This window comes from Inhella sp. (assembly GCF_027532025.1).
Lineage (GTDB): Bacteria > Pseudomonadota > Gammaproteobacteria > Burkholderiales > Burkholderiaceae_C > Inhella.
In genome coordinates, this window is the sequence record NZ_JAPZSY010000117.1 from 13,867 (window position 1) to 30,344 (window position 16,478).

Annotated in this window: 20 protein-coding genes; 9 read left to right on the forward strand and 11 right to left on the reverse strand. The window is 65.4% G+C overall.

Annotated elements, in window-relative coordinates; genetic code table 11:
• Positions 1-21: 21 nt before the first annotated feature.
• The gene (locus O9335_RS14325) at positions 22-864 is read right to left on the reverse strand and encodes an inositol monophosphatase family protein (RefSeq protein WP_298389287.1); all 843 of its coding nucleotides are present in this window, start codon (positions 862-864) and stop codon (positions 22-24) included.
• 112 nt (positions 865-976) lie between these two features.
• Between O9335_RS14325 and O9335_RS14330 the strand changes: the two genes are divergently transcribed.
• Genes O9335_RS14330 through O9335_RS14340 form a run of 3 tightly spaced genes read left to right on the forward strand, consistent with a single transcriptional unit; the run spans position 977 to position 3,235 of the window.
• Positions 977-1,711 carry an RNA methyltransferase gene (locus O9335_RS14330; RefSeq protein WP_298389289.1) on the forward strand — a complete coding sequence of 245 codons (735 nt, stop codon included), beginning with the start codon at positions 977-979 and terminating at the stop codon, positions 1,709-1,711.
• A 58-nt stretch (positions 1,712-1,769) separates the two neighbouring features.
• Positions 1,770-2,540 carry a serine O-acetyltransferase gene (gene cysE / locus O9335_RS14335; RefSeq protein ID WP_298389325.1) on the forward strand — a complete coding sequence of 257 codons (771 nt, stop codon included), beginning with the start codon at positions 1,770-1,772 and terminating at the stop codon, positions 2,538-2,540.
• Between the two features lie 20 nt (positions 2,541-2,560).
• The gene (locus tag O9335_RS14340; RefSeq protein WP_298389291.1) at positions 2,561-3,235 is read left to right on the forward strand and encodes a DUF502 domain-containing protein; all 675 of its coding nucleotides are present in this window, start codon (positions 2,561-2,563) and stop codon (positions 3,233-3,235) included.
• Here O9335_RS14340 and mog read toward each other — a convergent pair.
• The gene (gene mog, locus O9335_RS14345) at positions 3,209-3,787 is read right to left on the reverse strand and encodes a molybdopterin adenylyltransferase (protein WP_298389293.1); all 579 of its coding nucleotides are present in this window, start codon (positions 3,785-3,787) and stop codon (positions 3,209-3,211) included. The two genes, O9335_RS14340 and mog, sit on opposite strands and share 27 nt — an antisense overlap.
• Positions 3,784-4,326: a ribosome biogenesis factor YjgA gene (gene yjgA, locus O9335_RS14350; RefSeq protein WP_298389295.1), complete on the reverse strand. Its 543-nt coding sequence runs from the start codon at positions 4,324-4,326 to the stop codon at positions 3,784-3,786. The genes mog and yjgA overlap by 4 nt, the downstream gene beginning before the upstream one ends.
• Positions 4,327-4,367: 41 nt before the next feature.
• Between yjgA and pmbA the strand changes: the two genes are divergently transcribed.
• Both pmbA and O9335_RS14360 read left to right on the forward strand, forming a co-directional pair.
• Positions 4,368-5,729 (forward strand): metalloprotease PmbA, encoded by a 1,362-nt coding sequence (gene pmbA, locus O9335_RS14355; protein WP_298389297.1) that lies wholly within the window; start codon positions 4,368-4,370, stop codon positions 5,727-5,729.
• A gap of 162 nt (positions 5,730-5,891) precedes the next feature.
• On the forward strand, positions 5,892-6,977 hold the full coding sequence (locus O9335_RS14360) for a TRAP transporter substrate-binding protein (RefSeq protein ID WP_298389299.1): 1,086 nt from the start codon (positions 5,892-5,894) through the stop codon (positions 6,975-6,977).
• Positions 6,978-7,031: 54 nt separating this feature from the next.
• Here O9335_RS14360 and O9335_RS14365 read toward each other — a convergent pair whose 3' ends face one another.
• The 8 genes from O9335_RS14365 to O9335_RS14400 form a co-directional block, all read right to left on the reverse strand.
• A complete protein-coding gene (locus O9335_RS14365) occupies positions 7,032-8,795 on the reverse strand; it encodes a TRAP transporter large permease subunit (RefSeq protein WP_298389301.1) in 1,764 nt (587 codons plus the stop codon).
• Entirely contained in the window at positions 8,792-9,373 is a 582-nt protein-coding gene (locus O9335_RS14370) for a TRAP transporter small permease subunit (RefSeq protein ID WP_298389303.1), read from the reverse strand. The genes O9335_RS14365 and O9335_RS14370 overlap by 4 nt, the downstream gene beginning before the upstream one ends.
• Positions 9,374-9,475: 102 nt before the next feature.
• Positions 9,476-9,817: a TIGR01244 family sulfur transferase gene (locus O9335_RS14375; protein ID WP_298389305.1), complete on the reverse strand. Its 342-nt coding sequence runs from the start codon at positions 9,815-9,817 to the stop codon at positions 9,476-9,478.
• Between the two features lie 14 nt (positions 9,818-9,831).
• Positions 9,832-10,278: a GatB/YqeY domain-containing protein gene (locus O9335_RS14380; protein ID WP_298389307.1), complete on the reverse strand. Its 447-nt coding sequence runs from the start codon at positions 10,276-10,278 to the stop codon at positions 9,832-9,834.
• A 74-nt stretch (positions 10,279-10,352) separates the two neighbouring features.
• Entirely contained in the window at positions 10,353-10,565 is a 213-nt protein-coding gene (rpsU, locus tag O9335_RS14385) for a 30S ribosomal protein S21 (protein WP_298389309.1), read from the reverse strand.
• Between the two features lie 161 nt (positions 10,566-10,726).
• A complete protein-coding gene (locus O9335_RS14390) occupies positions 10,727-11,248 on the reverse strand; it encodes a hypothetical protein (RefSeq protein ID WP_298389311.1) in 522 nt (173 codons plus the stop codon).
• Between the two features lie 69 nt (positions 11,249-11,317).
• Complete coding sequence (locus O9335_RS14395) at positions 11,318-12,319, reverse strand: aldolase/citrate lyase family protein (protein WP_298389313.1); 1,002 nt, start codon at positions 12,317-12,319, stop codon at positions 11,318-11,320.
• Positions 12,320-12,391: 72 nt separating this feature from the next.
• Complete coding sequence (locus O9335_RS14400) at positions 12,392-13,378, reverse strand: malate dehydrogenase (RefSeq protein WP_298389315.1); 987 nt, start codon at positions 13,376-13,378, stop codon at positions 12,392-12,394.
• Positions 13,379-13,569: 191 nt separating this feature from the next.
• On the opposite strand from O9335_RS14400, the gene sdhC reads away from it, so the two are divergent.
• From sdhC to O9335_RS14420, 4 genes are all read left to right on the forward strand, one after another.
• Positions 13,570-13,995 carry a succinate dehydrogenase, cytochrome b556 subunit gene (gene sdhC / locus O9335_RS14405; protein WP_298389318.1) on the forward strand — a complete coding sequence of 142 codons (426 nt, stop codon included), beginning with the start codon at positions 13,570-13,572 and terminating at the stop codon, positions 13,993-13,995.
• 11 nt (positions 13,996-14,006) lie between these two features.
• Positions 14,007-14,447, forward strand: coding sequence for a succinate dehydrogenase, hydrophobic membrane anchor protein (gene sdhD / locus O9335_RS14410; protein ID WP_298389319.1), 441 nt, complete (start codon positions 14,007-14,009; stop codon positions 14,445-14,447).
• Positions 14,448-14,450: 3 nt separating this feature from the next.
• Positions 14,451-16,238: a succinate dehydrogenase flavoprotein subunit gene (gene sdhA, locus O9335_RS14415; protein ID WP_298389321.1), complete on the forward strand. Its 1,788-nt coding sequence runs from the start codon at positions 14,451-14,453 to the stop codon at positions 16,236-16,238.
• Positions 16,239-16,248: 10 nt separating this feature from the next.
• Positions 16,249-16,478 (forward strand): 2Fe-2S iron-sulfur cluster-binding protein (locus O9335_RS14420; protein ID WP_298389323.1); only part of this gene is annotated, 230 nt, incomplete at its 3' end.

A 16,478-nucleotide genomic window follows, 5' to 3' on the forward strand; every position in this document is an offset into this window, starting at 1 on the left:
GCCCGTACCAAGGCGACGGGCTCAGGCCTCGTCGGCGGCTTTGCCGTCGGTGCCGATGACGCGGGTGTAGGGCTGCAGGATCGGCACCAACTGGGCGTAGATCTTGGGGGTGCCCGCCAGCACCTCCCGCTGTTGCAAGAAGTCGGCGTCGCCCGTGAAGTTGCCCACCAGGCCGCCCGCCTCGGTCACGATGAGCGAGCCAGCGGCCACGTCCCAAGGCGACAAGCCCATCTCGAAGAAAGCGTCGTAGTAGCCCGCCGCCACAAAGCACAAGTCCAGGCTGGCCGCGCCCGGGCGGCGCACGCCGGCGGTTTGCATCATCACGTCCTCGAACAGGCGCAGGTAGCGCTTGAAGGCGTCGCCCTTGCGAAACGGGAAGCCCGTGCCCACCAGTGCATCGCCCAGTCGCGTGCGCTTGGACACGCGCAGCCGGCGGTCGTTCAGGAAGGCGCCGCGGCCCTTGCTGGCGTGGTAGAGGTCGTTGCGGGTGGGGTCGTAGACCACCGCCTGCTGCACCACGCCGCGGTGCGCCAGCGCGATGGACACGGCGTAAATGGGCAGGCCGTGGATGAAGTTGGTGGTGCCGTCCAGCGGGTCGATGATCCACTGGTATTCGCTTTGCGGGTTGCCGTGCTCCCGCCCCGATTCCTCGGCCAAGATGCCGTGCTGGGGGTAGGCTTCCAGCAAGGTTTTGATGATCACGGCCTCGGCCGCATGGTCGACTTCGGTCACGAAGTCATTCACGCCTTTGGCGCCCACCTTCAGCACATCCAGGTCGAGAGAGGCGCGGTTGATGATCGAACCGGCGGCGCGGGCGGCCTTGATGGCCACGTTGAGCATGGGGTGCAGGGCTGCAGAGGACATGCGTGTTCCTGGATGAAAGGTGGGCTGGCGATGGAAAAGAGCGCTCCGGCGTCTGCGCGATGCGGGCCGGGATAATTGCGGGATTCTACTGAGACCGCCTTCGGCGCCCGTCGTGCAAACCACACGCTTCATCCTTGTTCGCACCAGCCACCCGGGCAACGTCGGGGCCACCGCGCGGGCCATGAAGGTCATGGGCTTTGACGACTTGGTCCTGGTGCAGCCCCGCTTCGACGACGTGCTGACCCAGCCTGACACCCTCGCCTTTGCCAGTGGCGCCACCGACGTGCTCCACCGAGCCCGCGTGGTGTCCACCCTGGCCGAGGCGCTGGAAGGCATCCACACCGTGGTGGGCACCGCCATGACGCCGCGCGACTTCGGGCCGCCCTGCAAGGCCCCGCGCGACCTGATGCCCGACCTGGCTCACAGTGGCGCCAGCGTGGCCTTCGTGTTTGGCAGCGAGCGATTTGGCATGAGCAACGAAGACGTCTACCGCTGCCATGCCCTGGTCTCCATCCCCACGCATCCCGACTACGGTTCGCTGAACTTGGCGCAGGCCGTGCAACTGCTGGCCTACGACTGGAGGCAGGCGCTGGGGGGCTTTTCGGTGTTGCCGCGCACGCCCGACCCCGTGCCGGCCGACGCGCTGGCGGTGCAAGGCCTGCTGGAACACTGGGAGCAGGCCCTGGTGGACGTGGGTTTTCTCGACCCCGCAGCCCCCAAGAAGTTGTTGCCTCGGCTGAACCAGCTGTTCAACCGCGCTGGCTTGCAGGCCGAGGAGGTGCACATCCTGCGCGGCATCGCTCGAGCGATGCAGGCCCAGGCGGCCAAGGCCAAAGAGCGCTGTTGACGCGGGCCTCTCCCCGCGTCCCTACACTCCCCGGCCTCTCGACCAGACCCGTCCCATGCTGTTTGCCCGCCTGCGCGAAGACATCGCCTGCTTCCTCGAACGCGACCCCGCTGCCCGCAGCGCTTGGGAGGTGTTCTGGTGTTACCCGGGCCTGCACGCACTCATCGTCCACCGCCGTGCGCATTGGCTGTGGCGCCACGGTTTCACCACCTTGGCGCGCTTCGTGTCGCACCTGGGCCGCTGGTTGACCGGCATCGAAATCCATCCGGGTGCGCAGTTCGGGCGGAGGGTGTTCATCGATCACGGCATGGGCGTGGTCATTGGCGAGATGGCCGAAATCCACGACGAAGTCACCATCTATCAGGGCGTGACCCTCGGCGGAACCACGCTGGTGAAGGGGGCCAAGCGCCACCCCACTTTGGAACGCGGCGTGGTGGTGGGCGCCAATGCTTGCGTCCTGGGCGGTTTCACGGTGGGGGAGGGCGCGCGCATCGGTTCCGGGGCGGTGGTCACGAAACCGGTCCCTGCGGGTGCCACGGCGGTGGGCAATCCGGCGCGCATCATCGAAGCCAGCGCCGAACAAGCCCGCGAGGCGGCGGCCAGCAAGATGGGCTTCAGCGCTTATGCGGTCACGCAGGGTGACGACCCGGTGGCGCAAGCGATGAAGGGTCTCATCGACTCCACAGCGGGCCACGAACATCAAATCGCCCTGCTGTGGGCCGCACTCAAGCAAATGCAGGCGGGTCAGCCCGACTGCGTGCCGGCGGACGCGCAGTCCGAAGAGCATTTCGACGCCGAGCAATTGACCAAGCTCGTCAAACCTTCCTGAACCCTGTCGATCCCTCGGCCATGCGCCAAGCCCCTCGCCATCTGTTGCGCGTTTTCGTGACCGGCTTGCTGGCCGCCTTGCCCCTGGCCGCCACGGTGGCTGTGTTCGTTTGGGTCTTTGCGCTGTTGCGGGGATGGGTGGGGCCTTCCAGTCCGTTTGGAGCGTGGCTGGGGCAGGTGGGCCTGGGCGTGACCGAGTCGGAGGTGCTGGGCTACCTGCTGGGCGTGGCCCTCATCGCCATCGCGGTGTTCGCTCTCGGCTTGCTGGTGGAGTTCGGGCTCCAGCGTGGTTTGGTGGGCTTGGTCGACGCCGTGGTGCGCCGCATCCCCTTGGTTCGCAGCGTTTACGACCTGGTCCAGCGTTTCGTCGACTTGATGTCCAAGCGGGATCCCGATGGCACGCGCGCGATGCGCGCCGTTTGGTGCCACTTCGGCGGCCGCGACGGGCCTCACTCGGCGGTGCTGGGCCTGCAAAGTGCAGCCGAGCCCGTGTGGGTGGACGGTCAACGCTGCGTGGTGGTCATCATTCCGACGGCCCCCGTGCCTGTGGGCGGAGGCTTGTTGTTCGTGCCCCAAGATTGGGTGACGCCCGCTGAGCTCAGCGCCGAAGCGGTCACCAGCCTGTACGTCAGCATGGGCGTGACCGCCCCTCAGCACCTGCCGCTGGCGTCAGCCCGGCCCGACCGGCAGGCGTGAGGCCGATTTAGGCCGGAAGGCCACGCACATCTCGGGGTCGGTTTCCAGGTAAGGACCGCCGACCAAGTCGATGCAATACGGCACCGCGGCAAAGATGCCCGGCGTGCCGGGCAGCCCCCCCAAGGTCTCCGCGATCGCCTTGGGCTGCCCGGGCAAGTTCAGGATGAGGGCCTGCCCGCGGATCGCCGCGGTTTGGCGAGACAAGATGGCCGTCGGCACGAATCTCAACGAGATCTGCCGCATCTGTTCGCCGAAACCGGGCATCTCACGGTCGGCCACGTCGAGCGTGGCATCGGGCGTGACGTCGCGTGGCGCCGGGCCGGTGCCTCCTGTGGTCAGCACCAAGTGGCAGCCGGCGTCGTCCACCAACTCCCGCAAGGTCGAGGCGATGGTCGCTCGATCGTCCGGAATCAGGCGCTCGACGAACTCGATGGGATTGCGCAGCGCGCTGCTCAACCAGTCCTTCAGCGCGGGCAAGCCTTGGTCCTGGTAGACACCACGGCTCGCCCGGTCGGAGCAAGACACCACGCCGATGCGCACCCCGTCGTTCATGGCAGGGCCTTCAGAAACTGGAACAGCTCTCGGTAACCCCGACCGCTGCGGGCCTCGGGCTGTGCGGCGGCGTCTTTGCGGGCCGAGCGCACGAGGCTGCGCAGTTGCTGCACGTCCACCCCTGGATGCTCGCTGACGAGGGTTTCCAAGGCCTCGTCATCGGCGATCAGCCGCTCGCGCAGGGCTTCCAACTGGTGCAGGCGCAATTGGTCGTGCGCGTGACCCAACTTGAACGCGGCCACGGCCTCGCGCAGGGGCTCCGCATCCACTTGGCGCATCAGCTTGCCGATGTACTGCATCTGGCGGCGCTTGCCGCCGTTGGCGGTGATCTTCTTGCCGTCGCGCAGCGCTTGGCGCAGGTTGTCGGGCAGGCCGATCGCATCCAGGCGGCTGTCGGGCAAGGCGAGCAACTCCAGGCCCAGGGCTTGCAGCGCTTCGCTTTCCTTCTTTTGTTGGGTGCGGCTGGGAACGCCGGGGTCGTAGATGGCGTCCATGTCGTCGGACGTGGGGCCGGGGCTGGCGGGGCGGGGACGGGGCATGGCGTCATTATCATGACCGCCCTTCGATTCGAGCCTTGCCCATGACTCAGCCGTACCGCGGATTCGCCCACAGCCGCGAGGAATTTCAAGACCTCGTCGAGCGCACGCTGACTCTGGCCCGCGCCCAAGGCGCAAGCGACGCCGTGGCGGAGGTCAGCGAAGGCGCAGGGCTGTCGGTCAGTGCCCGCTTGGGCAAGCTGGAAAACGTCGAGCGCAACCGCGACAAGTCCCTCGGCGTCAGCCTCTACTTGGGCCAGCGCCGCGGGCACGCCAGCACGTCCGACTTTTCCGACCAGGCCCTGCGCGACACCGTGCGCGCCGCCTACGACATCGCCCGCTTTACCGCCGAGGACCCCTGCGCTGGCCTGCCCGACGAAGACGATTTGCTGTTGGAGCCGGCGCCCGATCTGGACTTGTTCCATCCGTGGGCCATCGACGCCCAGGGTGCGGCTGACTTGGCGCTGCGCTGCGAGGCGGCGGCCCTCGCGACCGATCGGCGCATCAGCAACAGCGAGGGCGCGGCTGTCTCTGCCCAGCAGTCCCACTTCTTCGCAGGCAACACACGAGGCTTCCGCGGTGGCTACGCCAGCAGCCGCCATTCCATCTCCGTGGCGCCCATCGCGGGGCGGGGTGCTGGCATGCAGCGCGACGCCTGGTACAGCAGCGAGCGCTCGGCGGACGACTTGGCCTCACCCGAAGCCATCGGGCGTTATGCCGCCGAGCGAGCCTTGTCTCGCCTGAAGGCGCGCAAGGTGGCCACGGCCGAGGTGCCGGTGTTGTTCGAGAGCACCCTGGCGGCCGGTTTGTTGGGCGCCCTGGTGCAAGCCACCAGCGGTGGCGCTCTGTACCGTCGCGCCAGTTTCTTGGTGGACAGCTTGGGCCAGCCTGTGCTCGCGTCGCACGTCGATGTCGAGGAGGACCCCGCCATCCCCCGAGGCAAGGGCAGCTCGGCCTTCGACGACGAAGGGGTCCGCACCCGCGCGCGCAGCGTGGTGCAGGGGGGCGTGCTCCAGGGCTACTTTTTGTCCAGTTACTCGGCACGCAAGCTGAGCATGAAGACCACCGGCCACGCTGGCGGCTCGCACAACCTCGTGATGAAGAGCCGTGCCACGGCCCCCGGCGATTCTCTGGCGGTGATGCTCAAGCGCCTGCACCGTGGGCTGTTCGTCACCGAGTTGATGGGGCAGGGTGTCAACTACGTGACGGGCGACTACTCGCGCGGCGCCAGTGGCTACTGGGTGGAAAACGGCGAGATCGCCTTCCCGGTCGAGGAGGTCACCATTGCCGGCCACCTGCCGCAGATGTTCAAGGACATCGTCGCGATCGGAGCCGATGTCTACACCACGGGGACCAAGACGGTGGGGTCGGTGCTGCTGCAGCGCTTGAAAGTGGCGGGCAACTGAGCCCTTTCCGTTGCGCAGGTCGCGTTCGGGCCGCGGCGGCCTGGGCTTCTGCCGCGCAGACTCCTAGGAATCTGCGTGGCAGCCTGGGTTTCTGCCGTGCAGCCTTCTAGAGGTCGCTCCCTAGAATGAAAGCGGTTCGATCCCTCAACTGGAGACCGCGAGATGGAACGTCGTTCGTTTGTTTCGAAGGCCGGTTTGGCCGGCATTTTGGCCACCGGTGCTGCGCCGGCTGTTCAAGCCCAGGCCACCTTGCGTTGGCGTCTGGCGTCGAGCTTCCCCAAGGGCTTGGACACCATTTACGGTGCGGCCGAGACCTTTGCCAAGAAAGTGGCGGAGTTGTCGGGCGGCAAGTTCCAGATTTCGGTGCATGCAGCCGGCGAATTGATGCCCGCTTTCGGGGTGGTGGACGGTGTGCAGAACGCCACCGTCGAAATGGCTCACACGGCGCCCTACTACTTTCACGGCAAAGACGAAACCTTTGCGCTGGCTTGCGCCATTCCTTTTGGCCTCAACAGCCGCCAAATGACGGCGTGGCAATTCGAAGGCAATGGCTTGAAGTTGCTGCGGGAGTTCTACCGGAACTACAACATCGTTCACTTCCCCATGGGCAACACCGGCGCCCAGATGGGCGGCTGGTACCGCAAGGAAATCAAGACGGTGGCCGACTGCAAAGGTCTCAAGTTCCGCGTGGGTGGTTTTGCCGGTCGCGTTTGCGAGCGCATGGGCATGGTGCCCCAGAACATCCCGGGCGGCGAGATCTACCAAGCGCTTGAAAAGGGCACCATCGACGCCGCCGAATGGGTGGGCCCCTACGACGACCTGAAGCTGGGGTTCTTCAAGGTCGCGCCCTTCTACCACTACCCGGGTTGGTGGGAAGGCGGTCCCCAACTGGACCTGTACATCAACACCAAAGCGTTCGACGGGCTGTCGGCCGAGCAAAAGGCCATCCTGGAGACGGCGTCCGCGTACGCCCACGTGGAGATGCAGGCCAAGTACGACGCGCGCAACCCGGCCGCGCTCACCCAACTGCTGGCCAACAAGACCAAGCTGGTGCAGATGCCGGTCGAGGTGATGGACTTGGCCTTCAAGGAGTCCATGGCTTTGTACGCCGACATTTCGGCCAAGAACCCGAATTGGCGCAAGGTTTACGCCGATTACGCGGCCTTCCGCAAAGAGTCCAACCGTTGGTTTCGCTACACCGAAGCCATCTTCGACCGCTACATGCAAAGCAAGGTCACGGCTCTCTGAGCCGCCGCCCGTTTCGACGACAAAGGCCCCTCGGGGCCTTTGTCGTTCATGGGCTCAAGGCAAGGTGGCAGGGGGCGCCGAGGCGCCGTCCATCGGGTCGATGGGGGGCGAGTCAAAGCCGATGTCTTTGGGCGCCATTTCCTCCATCGCCTTGTCGACGTCAACCTTCTCCGTCACCGCCATGTTGCCGGTGACCAAGCTGGGCCAAGTCACCACGGCGGCCACCATCAGCAACTGCAGAAGGATGAAGGGGATGGAGCCCTTGTAAATCTGTCCCGTGGTCACTTTCGGGATGGTCTGGCCCGTCACTCGGTCGGCGTAGTCCTTCTGAGGGGCAACGCTGCGCAGGTAGAACAGCGCGAAGCCGAACGGCGGGGTCAGGAACGAGGTCTGCAAATTCATGGCCAAGATGACGCCGAACCAGATCATCACCATGTCGGGCGTCATGCCGGGCACCAACTCCGGCAGGATCTTGGCCGCCACCGGCGCCAGGATGGGCACGACGATGAAAGCGATCTCGAAGAAGTCGATGAACATGCCCAGCACGAACACCAGCAGGTTCACCACGATCATGAAGCCCAAAGCGCCGCCTGGCAGCTGATCGAACAGGTGCTCCACCCACAGGTGGCCCTCGGCGGCGTTGAACGTGAAGCTGAACACCGTGGAGCCGATCAAGATGAACATCACGAAGCACGACAGGCGTGCAGTGTTGTCCAGCGCCTGGTTCATCAGCTTGGACGAGAGCTTGCCTTTGGCAGCCGCCATCACCATCGCGCCCACGGCCCCCATCGCGCCGCCTTCGGTGGGCGTGGCCACGCCCAAAAAGATGGTGCCCAAGACCAAGAAGATGAGCACCAAGGGCGGGATCAGCACGAACGTGACCTGCTGCGCCAGACGCGACAGCAGGTTCAGTCGAAGCCAGCGGTTGGCCAGGGCCAGGCTCCAGGCCAACAGCGAGCCCACGGTCAAGGACAAGATGAGCCGCTCGTCCTCTGGCGCGGGCAGGCTGCGTTGCAGCCAGGGGTTGAGGACGGCGTCATGGTGCTGGTGCCAGACCACCCCGGCAGCCGAGCAAACCACCAGCAAGGCCAGCAGGGAAACATAGCCGGCCGAGCCACCGGGCTCCCGGTAGACCCGCGCTTCCATGGGCAGGGCGGGCACCCAACTGGGCTTCACGATGGCCACGCCCACGATGAAGGCGATGTAGATGCCCACCAGCATCAGGCCCGGTATCAGGGCGCCGGCGTACATGTCGCCCACCGAGCGGCCCAGTTGATCGGCCAACACGATCAGCACCAGGCTGGGCGGGATGGCTTGGGCCAGCGTGCCCGAGGCCGTGATGGTGCCCGTGGCGATCGAGCGGTTGTAGCCGTAGCGGAGCATGATGGGCAGGGAGATCAGCCCCATCGAGATCACTGCCGCCGCGACCACACCCGTCGTGGCGGCCAGCAGGGCGCCTACCAAGATGACGGCGATGGCCAAACCGCCCCGGACCGGGCCAAACACCTGCCCGACCGTCTCCAGCAGGTCTTCGGCCATGCCTGAGCGCTCGAGGATGATGCCCATCAGCGTGAAGAAGGGGATGGCCAGCAACGTGTCGTTCTGCATGATCCCGAAGACCCGCAGCGGCAGTGCTTGGAACAGGTTGCTGCTGATGTGCAACAGGTCCGGGTGCAGGGTGCTGAGCTCCATGCCGATGAAGCCGAACAGCAGCCCCGTGGCTGCGAGCCCGAAGGCCACGGGAAAGCCTGACAGCAGGAACAGCAGCAGCCCCAAAAACATCAGCGGCACGAAGTTTTGCGCGATCCACAGCGTCATGCTTGGGCCTCCGCACGAACGTCGCCAGCGGGCGGGTCGGACTCTGGTTTGGCCTCAGGCGTGATGGGGTGGGGCAGCAGGCCTCGTAAAAAGGCCGCGCGTTTGACCAGCTCCGACAGGGCTTGCAGCAGCAGCAGGGCGAATCCGATTGGGATGACGAGCCGGGCGGGCCAAAGCACCAAGCCGCCCGCGTTCTGGCTCATCTCGCCCGAGGTCCATGCGCGTGCGAACAGCGGCCATGACCAGAGAATCATCAGTGCCGCGAAGGGCAACACCACCAAGACGATGCCGAGGATGTCCACCCACGCCGCAGCGCGCTCGGACAGCCGGCTGGACAGGAAGTCGATGCGAACGTGCGCATTGCGCAGGAAGGTGTACCCCGCGCCCAGCAGAAATGCCGCCGCGAACAGGTACCACTGCACTTCAAGGAAGGCGTTCGATCCGATGTCGAAGGCCTTGCGCATCACCGCATTGCTGGCACTGATGAGCACCGAGCCGAGGATGAGCCATCGCACCGCGTGGCCCAGCCCGATGCCGAGGCGATCGATCGCTCCGGACAGTTTGAGAAGAAAGGTCACGCCAGCCCGTTCAGCACCTGCGACAAAGGCAGGTTCGACTGAAATTCTAGGAAGCGGGCTGGGCGTCAGCGCCCGGCGTTTTCCCGCTCGGCGCGGGGCGCGTCAGTGCTGTGCGGCTTGCTGGTACAGCATGGCCGAGCGCGCGCCTGAGCGGCAGAACATCAGCAGCGGACGCGGCAATTCGTCCAACAGGGCAGCCATCGCCGCGATCTGTTCGGGGCTCTGCCAGCCGCCCATCACGGGCAGGAAGCGGTACTCCAAGCCGGCGGCGCGCGCCGCGGCTTCGACGGCCTCACTGGTGGGCTGATCCGGCCCATGCTCGAAATCGGGCCGGTTGTTGACCACGCTTTTGAATCCGGCGCTGGCGGCGGCGGCCATGTGCTCAGGGCCCAGTTGGGGGGCCACGCAAACGTCGTCGGTGATGGGGCGGACAGGCAGATCCATGGGGGTGTCTCGGTTCAGGACGACAAGGCCTTTTTCACGGTGGCCGACGCCAAGCCCATGTCGGCTTGACCCGCCAGGCGCGATTTAACCGCAGCCATCACCTTGCCCATGTCGGCCGGGCCTTTGGCGCCCAACTCCGTCACGATGGCTGCCACAGCCGCTTCCAAGGCGGCCGCTGAGAGGCGCTCGGGCAGGTAAACCTCCAGCACCGCCACTTCGGCCGTTTCCTTGTCCACAAGGTCCTGGCGGCCGGCGGTTCGGAACTGCTCGATGGCGTCTTTGCGCTGCTTGATCAGCTTGTCGACGATGCCGACCAGCTGCGTGTCGTCCACTTCCACGCGCTCGTCCACCTCTTTTTGTTTGACGGCCGCCAGCAGCATGCGGATGGTGCCCAGGCGTTCGCCGTCCTTGGCGCGCATGGCGGTTTTCATGTCGTCGGTGATGCGGGCTTTGAGACTCATGGTGGAAGGCGGGTGTGAATGAAAAAAGCCCGCTGCGAAGCGGGCCTTGTGAGCACGGATCGCCGTGAGGGCAATCAGTACAGGCGCTTGGGCAGCTGCATGCTGCGAACGCGCTTGTAGTGGCGCTTCACGGCGGCAGCCTTCTTGCGTTTGCGCTCGGCGGTGGGCTTTTCGTAGAACTCGCGGGCGCGCAGGTCGGTCAGCAGGCCCAGCTTTTCAATGGTGCGCTTGAAACGACGCAGGGCAACGTCGAACGGTTCGTTCTCTTTGACGCGGATGGTGGTCATGAATGGTTCCAGGTTCGCTCGGTGTTCACGCCAGGGTGGCTGGGGCCTCAGGCTCTCGGGGTCCGGACCAAAGGGCCCGAGCCGCCAAGCCGCCGCAAAAGCGAAAATCGTTGCGGGGTTTGCTAGCAAGCCCGCGAGTATATCCCATTGGCCATCGTCGATCACTGCATGCCGACGGCGCTGACCTGGCTGCTTTCCACCTCTGCGGTTTGATCCGCATGCATGCAGGTGTCGGCCAAGCGCTTGCCGCGCTTGGCATCCATCAACATCGACTTGATGGGAACTTGCAGCCACACCAAGCCCGCGCGCAGGTTTTCCAGGCGGATGACGCCGGTGTTGGTGGGTTGCGGGGTCACCGTGTAGGCCTCTTTGCCATGGGTCAACACGAAGCGCCCGATGAGGGTGGGGTGCGGTTGGATGGCCACGGTCTTGCCCATTTCACAGCGCGACTCGCCGACCAACACGCGCGGCACCACGGCCAGCCGTTCGGCATCCAGTTCTTCGTGCTCGTGGTCCGGCACGACGGTCGGGGTGCTGGTGGCTGGCGGGTTCGGCCGGTTCGATTTGACCGTGGGCGCTTTGGCCGCAGTGGCTTTCGTTCGCGCGGGCTGGGAAGTTGGGGGTTGGGCGTGGGCGGTGTGGGTGAACATCGCCAAGGCGCAGAGCAACAGGGGCAGTCGCATGGGACCTCGCAAGGGGCCGATTAACTCGAGATTGTGTTCCATCGTCGGCGTGGACGCGGCCCAGAAGAATCAGGGTTTCAAGCCTTGCGGCTGCTGAAAAAACGCCACTGCCTCCGGCGGCAGGCTCAACTTGGCGTCGTGCGCTCGGGCCAGCAGGTGCCAGTAGTAGCGGTAGCTCGCACGGTCGTGCAAGCGATCGCGGTGGCGTGTCGGCGCCCAGTCGGCCGCTTGTGCGGCAGTGAGGATGTCCACGGCCTCGGCGATTTCGTGGGCGGGCGGTGTCAGCGCGTCCAAGATCGGTTCGATCTGGTCGGGGTGGATGCTCCACATGCGGGTGTAACCCAGCTCATGGGCGGCACGGCGCGCGGCTTCGCGCAGCCGTTCGGCGTTCTTGAATTCGGTGACCACGCAGTGCGACGGCGTCTTGCCGAAGGCGTGGCAGGCGGCGCCGATGGCCAACTTGGCCCGCAAGACCAGCGGATGCTGAAACTGCCCGTCCAAGCTCATCGCGGAGCCTGGGATGGCGCCTCGGTGGGCTGACACGAAATCCATCAGGCCGAAAGACAGCGATTCGATGGCGGGGTGCGCCGCCAATGCGTCGACTTCGCGGAGCGCGCCGTGGGTTTCGACCAGGGCGTGCAGCGGCAGACTGCCCGCGTGACCGGCCGCTTGCCAAGCCTGGCCCACCATCTGGGCCCCCCGCGCCAGTTGCTCGGCTCCCTCGACCTTGGGGAGCATCAGGTAGGCCAGCCGCGGCCCGGCGCCAGCCACGAGCTGTGAGACTTCCATCTCGAAGGCGGGATGGTCGATGGGGTGAACCCTGGCGCCAACGCGTCCCGACTGCGGTTGCGCCAGCAGTTCCAAGAGCAAGGCCACGTGCTCCGCCTCGCCGCCCACTGGCGCGCCGTCCTCGCAGTCCAGCGTGACATCGAAGCGACCCTGGAGGCTTTGCTGGAGCGCCAAGCTTTTGCGCATGAGTCGCTCGACGCCGCAATAGTGGTCGACGACCGGCAGCCAGCGCGGCGCAGGCTCACCGGCATCGCACAGGGCTTGCTGGGGGGGCAGAGGCATGGTGGGCGTTGGAGGCAAGAGGATGCAAAAAGGGCCGGACGAGCCGGCCCTGGAGCGCGCATTCGGCGTCGATCACAGCAGGTGCTGGACGGCGGCCTTTTCTTCCAGCAGTTCGTTCAGCGTCTTGGTCATGCATTCGCGGCTGAAGGCGTCGATCTCGAGGCCTTGAACGACCTTGTACTCGCCGTTCTCGCAGGTGACCGGGAAGCCGTACATGACTTCCTTCGGGATCTCGTAATCACCCAAGGACGGAATGCCCATCGTGACCCAAGCGCCATTCGTGCCCAGGGCCCAATCGCGCATGTGATCGATGGCGGCGTTGGCGGCCGAGGCGGCGGACGACAGGCCGCGCGCGGCAATGATGGCCGCGCCGCGCTTGCCGACGGTGGGCAAGAAGACGTCTTTGTTCCAGACCTGATCGTTGATCATGTCCTTGACCGAGGCGGCTTCGATGGTGGCAAAGCGGTAGTCGGCGTACATGGTGGGCGAGTGGTTGCCCCACACGGCCAGTTTTTGGATTGCGCCCACAGGCTTGCCCGTCTTGGCGGCGATTTGGCTCGCCGCGCGGTTGTGGTCCAGGCGCAGCATGGCCGTGAAGTTCTTGGCCGGCAGGTCAGGCGCCGACTTCATGGCGATGTAGGCATTGGTGTTGGCCGGGTTGCCCACCACCAGCACCTTCACGTTGCGCGAAGCGACGGCGTTCAAGGCCTTGCCCTGGGCCGTGAAGATGGCGGCGTTGGCGCTCAGCAGGTCGGCGCGCTCCATGCCGGGGCCGCGGGGGCGGGCGCCCACCAGCAAGGCGTAGTCCGTGTCCTTGAAGGCGGTCATTGGGTCGCTGTGGGCCTCCATGCCGGCCAGCAGCGGGAAGGCGCAGTCTTCCAATTCCATCATCACGCCCTTGAGCGCGTTTTGGGCTTTCTCGTCGGGGATCTCCAGCAGTTGCAGGATCACCGGTTGGTCCTTGCCCAGCATCTCGCCCGAGGCGATGCGGAACAACAGGGCGTAACCGATCTGACCGGCGGCGCCGGTGACGGCGACACGAACAGGCTTCTTGCTCATGAGGAGGACTCCGAAGGGGTTGGAAGGACGAAAGCGGCGCGGAGTTTAGGGCAGGGTTCCCACGGGTTCCACCAAGGAGTTCACTGTGGCTTTCGGGTCGCCTCGTCAGGCTTGCGCAAGGGCCGTGCCTAGAATCCGCCGCGATTGTTTACAGCCGATTACGTCCCCGTCGACCCGATCGAGGCCTGCCCATGACCACCAAAACACGACCTCAGTTCACCAATCTGAATGTATTCAAGGACTTGACGACGTATCGGCTGCCCATCGCCGGCTTCGTGTCCATCCTGCACCGCATCAGCGGCCTGCTGATGTTTTTGCTGCTGCCCTTTGTGGTGTGGCTGTTCGACACCAGCCTGACGAGCGAGATTTCCTTCGAGGTCTTCCGCTCGGCCTTTGTCGCGGGCATCGGCTTCGTGCCGGCTGTGGTGGTGAAGCTGGTGGTTCTGGCGCTGATCTGGGCCTACCTGCACCACTTCTGCGCCGGCCTGCGCCACCTTTGGATGGACGCGACGCACAGCGTGAGCAAGGAGCAGGGCAAGTTCAGCGCCATCGCGGTGATGACGATCAGCCTGCTGTTGACGGCCGCGCTGGGCGCCAAGCTGTTCGGCGCGTACTGAGGAGCTTGACCATGACGACTTACGGAAGCAAACGCCAGGTTTCGGGCGCCCATTACGGCCTGCGGGACTGGCTGGCCCAGCGTGTGACGGGGGCCTTGATGGCCTTGTTCACCATCGCGCTACTCGTTCAGGTGCTTCTACCCAATCAATGTGCTCCTGGTGCCGCGGGGTGTAGCTGGTTGCTAAGCCTGTTGCCCAATTGGTTGATCGAATGGTTGCCCAAGGACGCGATGGGCTACGACCGCTGGGCCGCGATTTTTTCGGCGCAGTGGATGAAGGTCCTGACCTTCACGCTGATCCTGTCCCTGGCTTACCACGCCTGGGTGGGCGTGCGCGATATCTGGATGGACTACGTGAAGCCGGTGGGCCTGCGCCTCGTTCTGCATGTGTTCACCCTGGTCTGGCTGGTGGCGTGCACCGGCTGGGCCGTCCAAGTGCTCTGGAGGCTTTGAGAAATGGCAGCTATCGCCAAACGCAAATTTGACGCCGTCATCGTCGGCGCCGGGGGCTCGGGCATGCGGGCTTCGCTCCAGCTGTCGCTGGCCGGGCTGAATGTGGCCGTGTTGTCCAAGGTGTTCCCCACGCGTTCCCACACCGTGGCCGCCCAAGGTGGCATCGGTGCCAGCCTGGGCAACATGAGCGAAGACAACTGGCACTACCACTTCTTCGACACCGTCAAGGGCTCCGACTGGCTGGGCGACCAGGACGCCATCGAGTTCATGTGCCGCGAAGCGCCCAAGGTGGTGTACGAGCTCGAGCACTTCGGCATGCCCTTCGACCGCAACCCGGACGGCACGATCTACCAACGTCCGTTCGGCGGTCACACCGCCAATTACGGCGAGAAGCCCGTGCAGCGCGCCTGCGCGGCGGCCGACCGCACCGGTCACGCCATGCTGCACACGCTGTACCAGCAGAACGTGAAAGCGCGCACCCAGTTCTTCGTCGAGTGGATGGCGCTGGACTTGGTTCGCAACAGCGAGGGCGACGTCGTGGGCGTCACCGCGCTCGAGATGGAAACGGGCGAGTTGCACATCCTCGAAGCCAAGACCGTGCTGTTGGCCACGGGCGGCGCGGGGCGCATCTTTGCCGCCAGCACCAACGCCTTCATCAACACGGGCGACGGCTTGGGCATGGCGGCGCGCGCCGGCATTCCATTGCAAGACATGGAGTTCTGGCAGTTCCACCCCACCGGCGTGGCCGGTGCCGGCGTGTTGCTGACCGAGGGCTGCCGCGGCGAGGGCGCCATCCTGCGCAACAGCAACGGCGAGCGCTTCATGGAGCGCTATGCGCCCACGCTGAAGGACCTGGCGCCGCGTGACTTCGTGTCGCGTTGCATGGACCAGGAGATCAAGGAAGGCCGGGGGTGTGGTCCCAACAAGGACTACGTGGTGCTCGACATGACCCACCTGGGCGCCGAGACCATCATGAAGCGCTTGCCCTCGGTGTACGAGATCGGCCACAACTTCGCCAACGTTGACATCACCAAGGAACCGATCCCGGTGGTGCCCACCATCCACTACCAGATGGGCGGCATTCCGACGAACATCCACGGTCAGGTGGTGGTGCCGGCGGGCGACGGCTCGCAGAAGGTGGTCAACGGCCTTTACGCCGTGGGCGAGTGCGCCTGCGTCAGCGTTCACGGCGCCAACCGTCTGGGCACCAATTCGCTGCTCGACCTGTTGGTGTTCGGCCGCGCGGCGGGCAACCACATCGTTGGGGCGCACAAGGCTGGCTTGTCGCACCGTGATCTGCCGGTCGATGCGGCCGATCGTTCCCAAGCGCGCTTGGCGCGGCTCGACGCCACGACGGACGGCGAGTACGCGCAGGATGTGGCCAATGACATCCGCGCCAGCATGCAGTTGCACGCGGGCGTGTTCCGCACCCAGGCCAGCATGGACGAGGGCGTGAGCAAGATCGCGGAGTTGCGTCAGCGCGTTCAGCGCATCGGCCTGAAGGACAAGAGCCAGGTGTTCAACACCGCGCGCATCGAGGCGTTGGAGGTGGAAAACCTCATCGAGGCGGCGCAAGCGACGATGGTTTCCGCCGCCGCTCGCAAGGAAAGCCGTGGCGCACACACCGTGAACGACTACGGCGACACGCCCGAGCACCCGAACGGTCGCAACGACCAGGTCTGGATGAAGCACACGCTGTGGCACAGCGAGAGCAACAGCCTGTCCTACAAGGCGGTGAACCTCCAGCCCCTGACCGTTGCTTCCATCCCGCCCAAGGTCCGTACCTTCTGAGGCCGACGACATGACCAAGCGCACTTTCAAGATCTACCGTTACGACCCCGACAAGGACGCCAAGCCTTACATGCAAACCGTTGAGGTTGAACTCGACGGCTCGGAGCGCATGTTGTTGGACGCGTTGATGAAGCTCAAGTCGGTCGACCCGACCATCAGCTTCCGCCGCAGCTGCCGCGAGGGCGTGTGTGGCTCGGACGCGATGAACATCAACGGCAAGAACGGCCTGGCCTGCTTGAC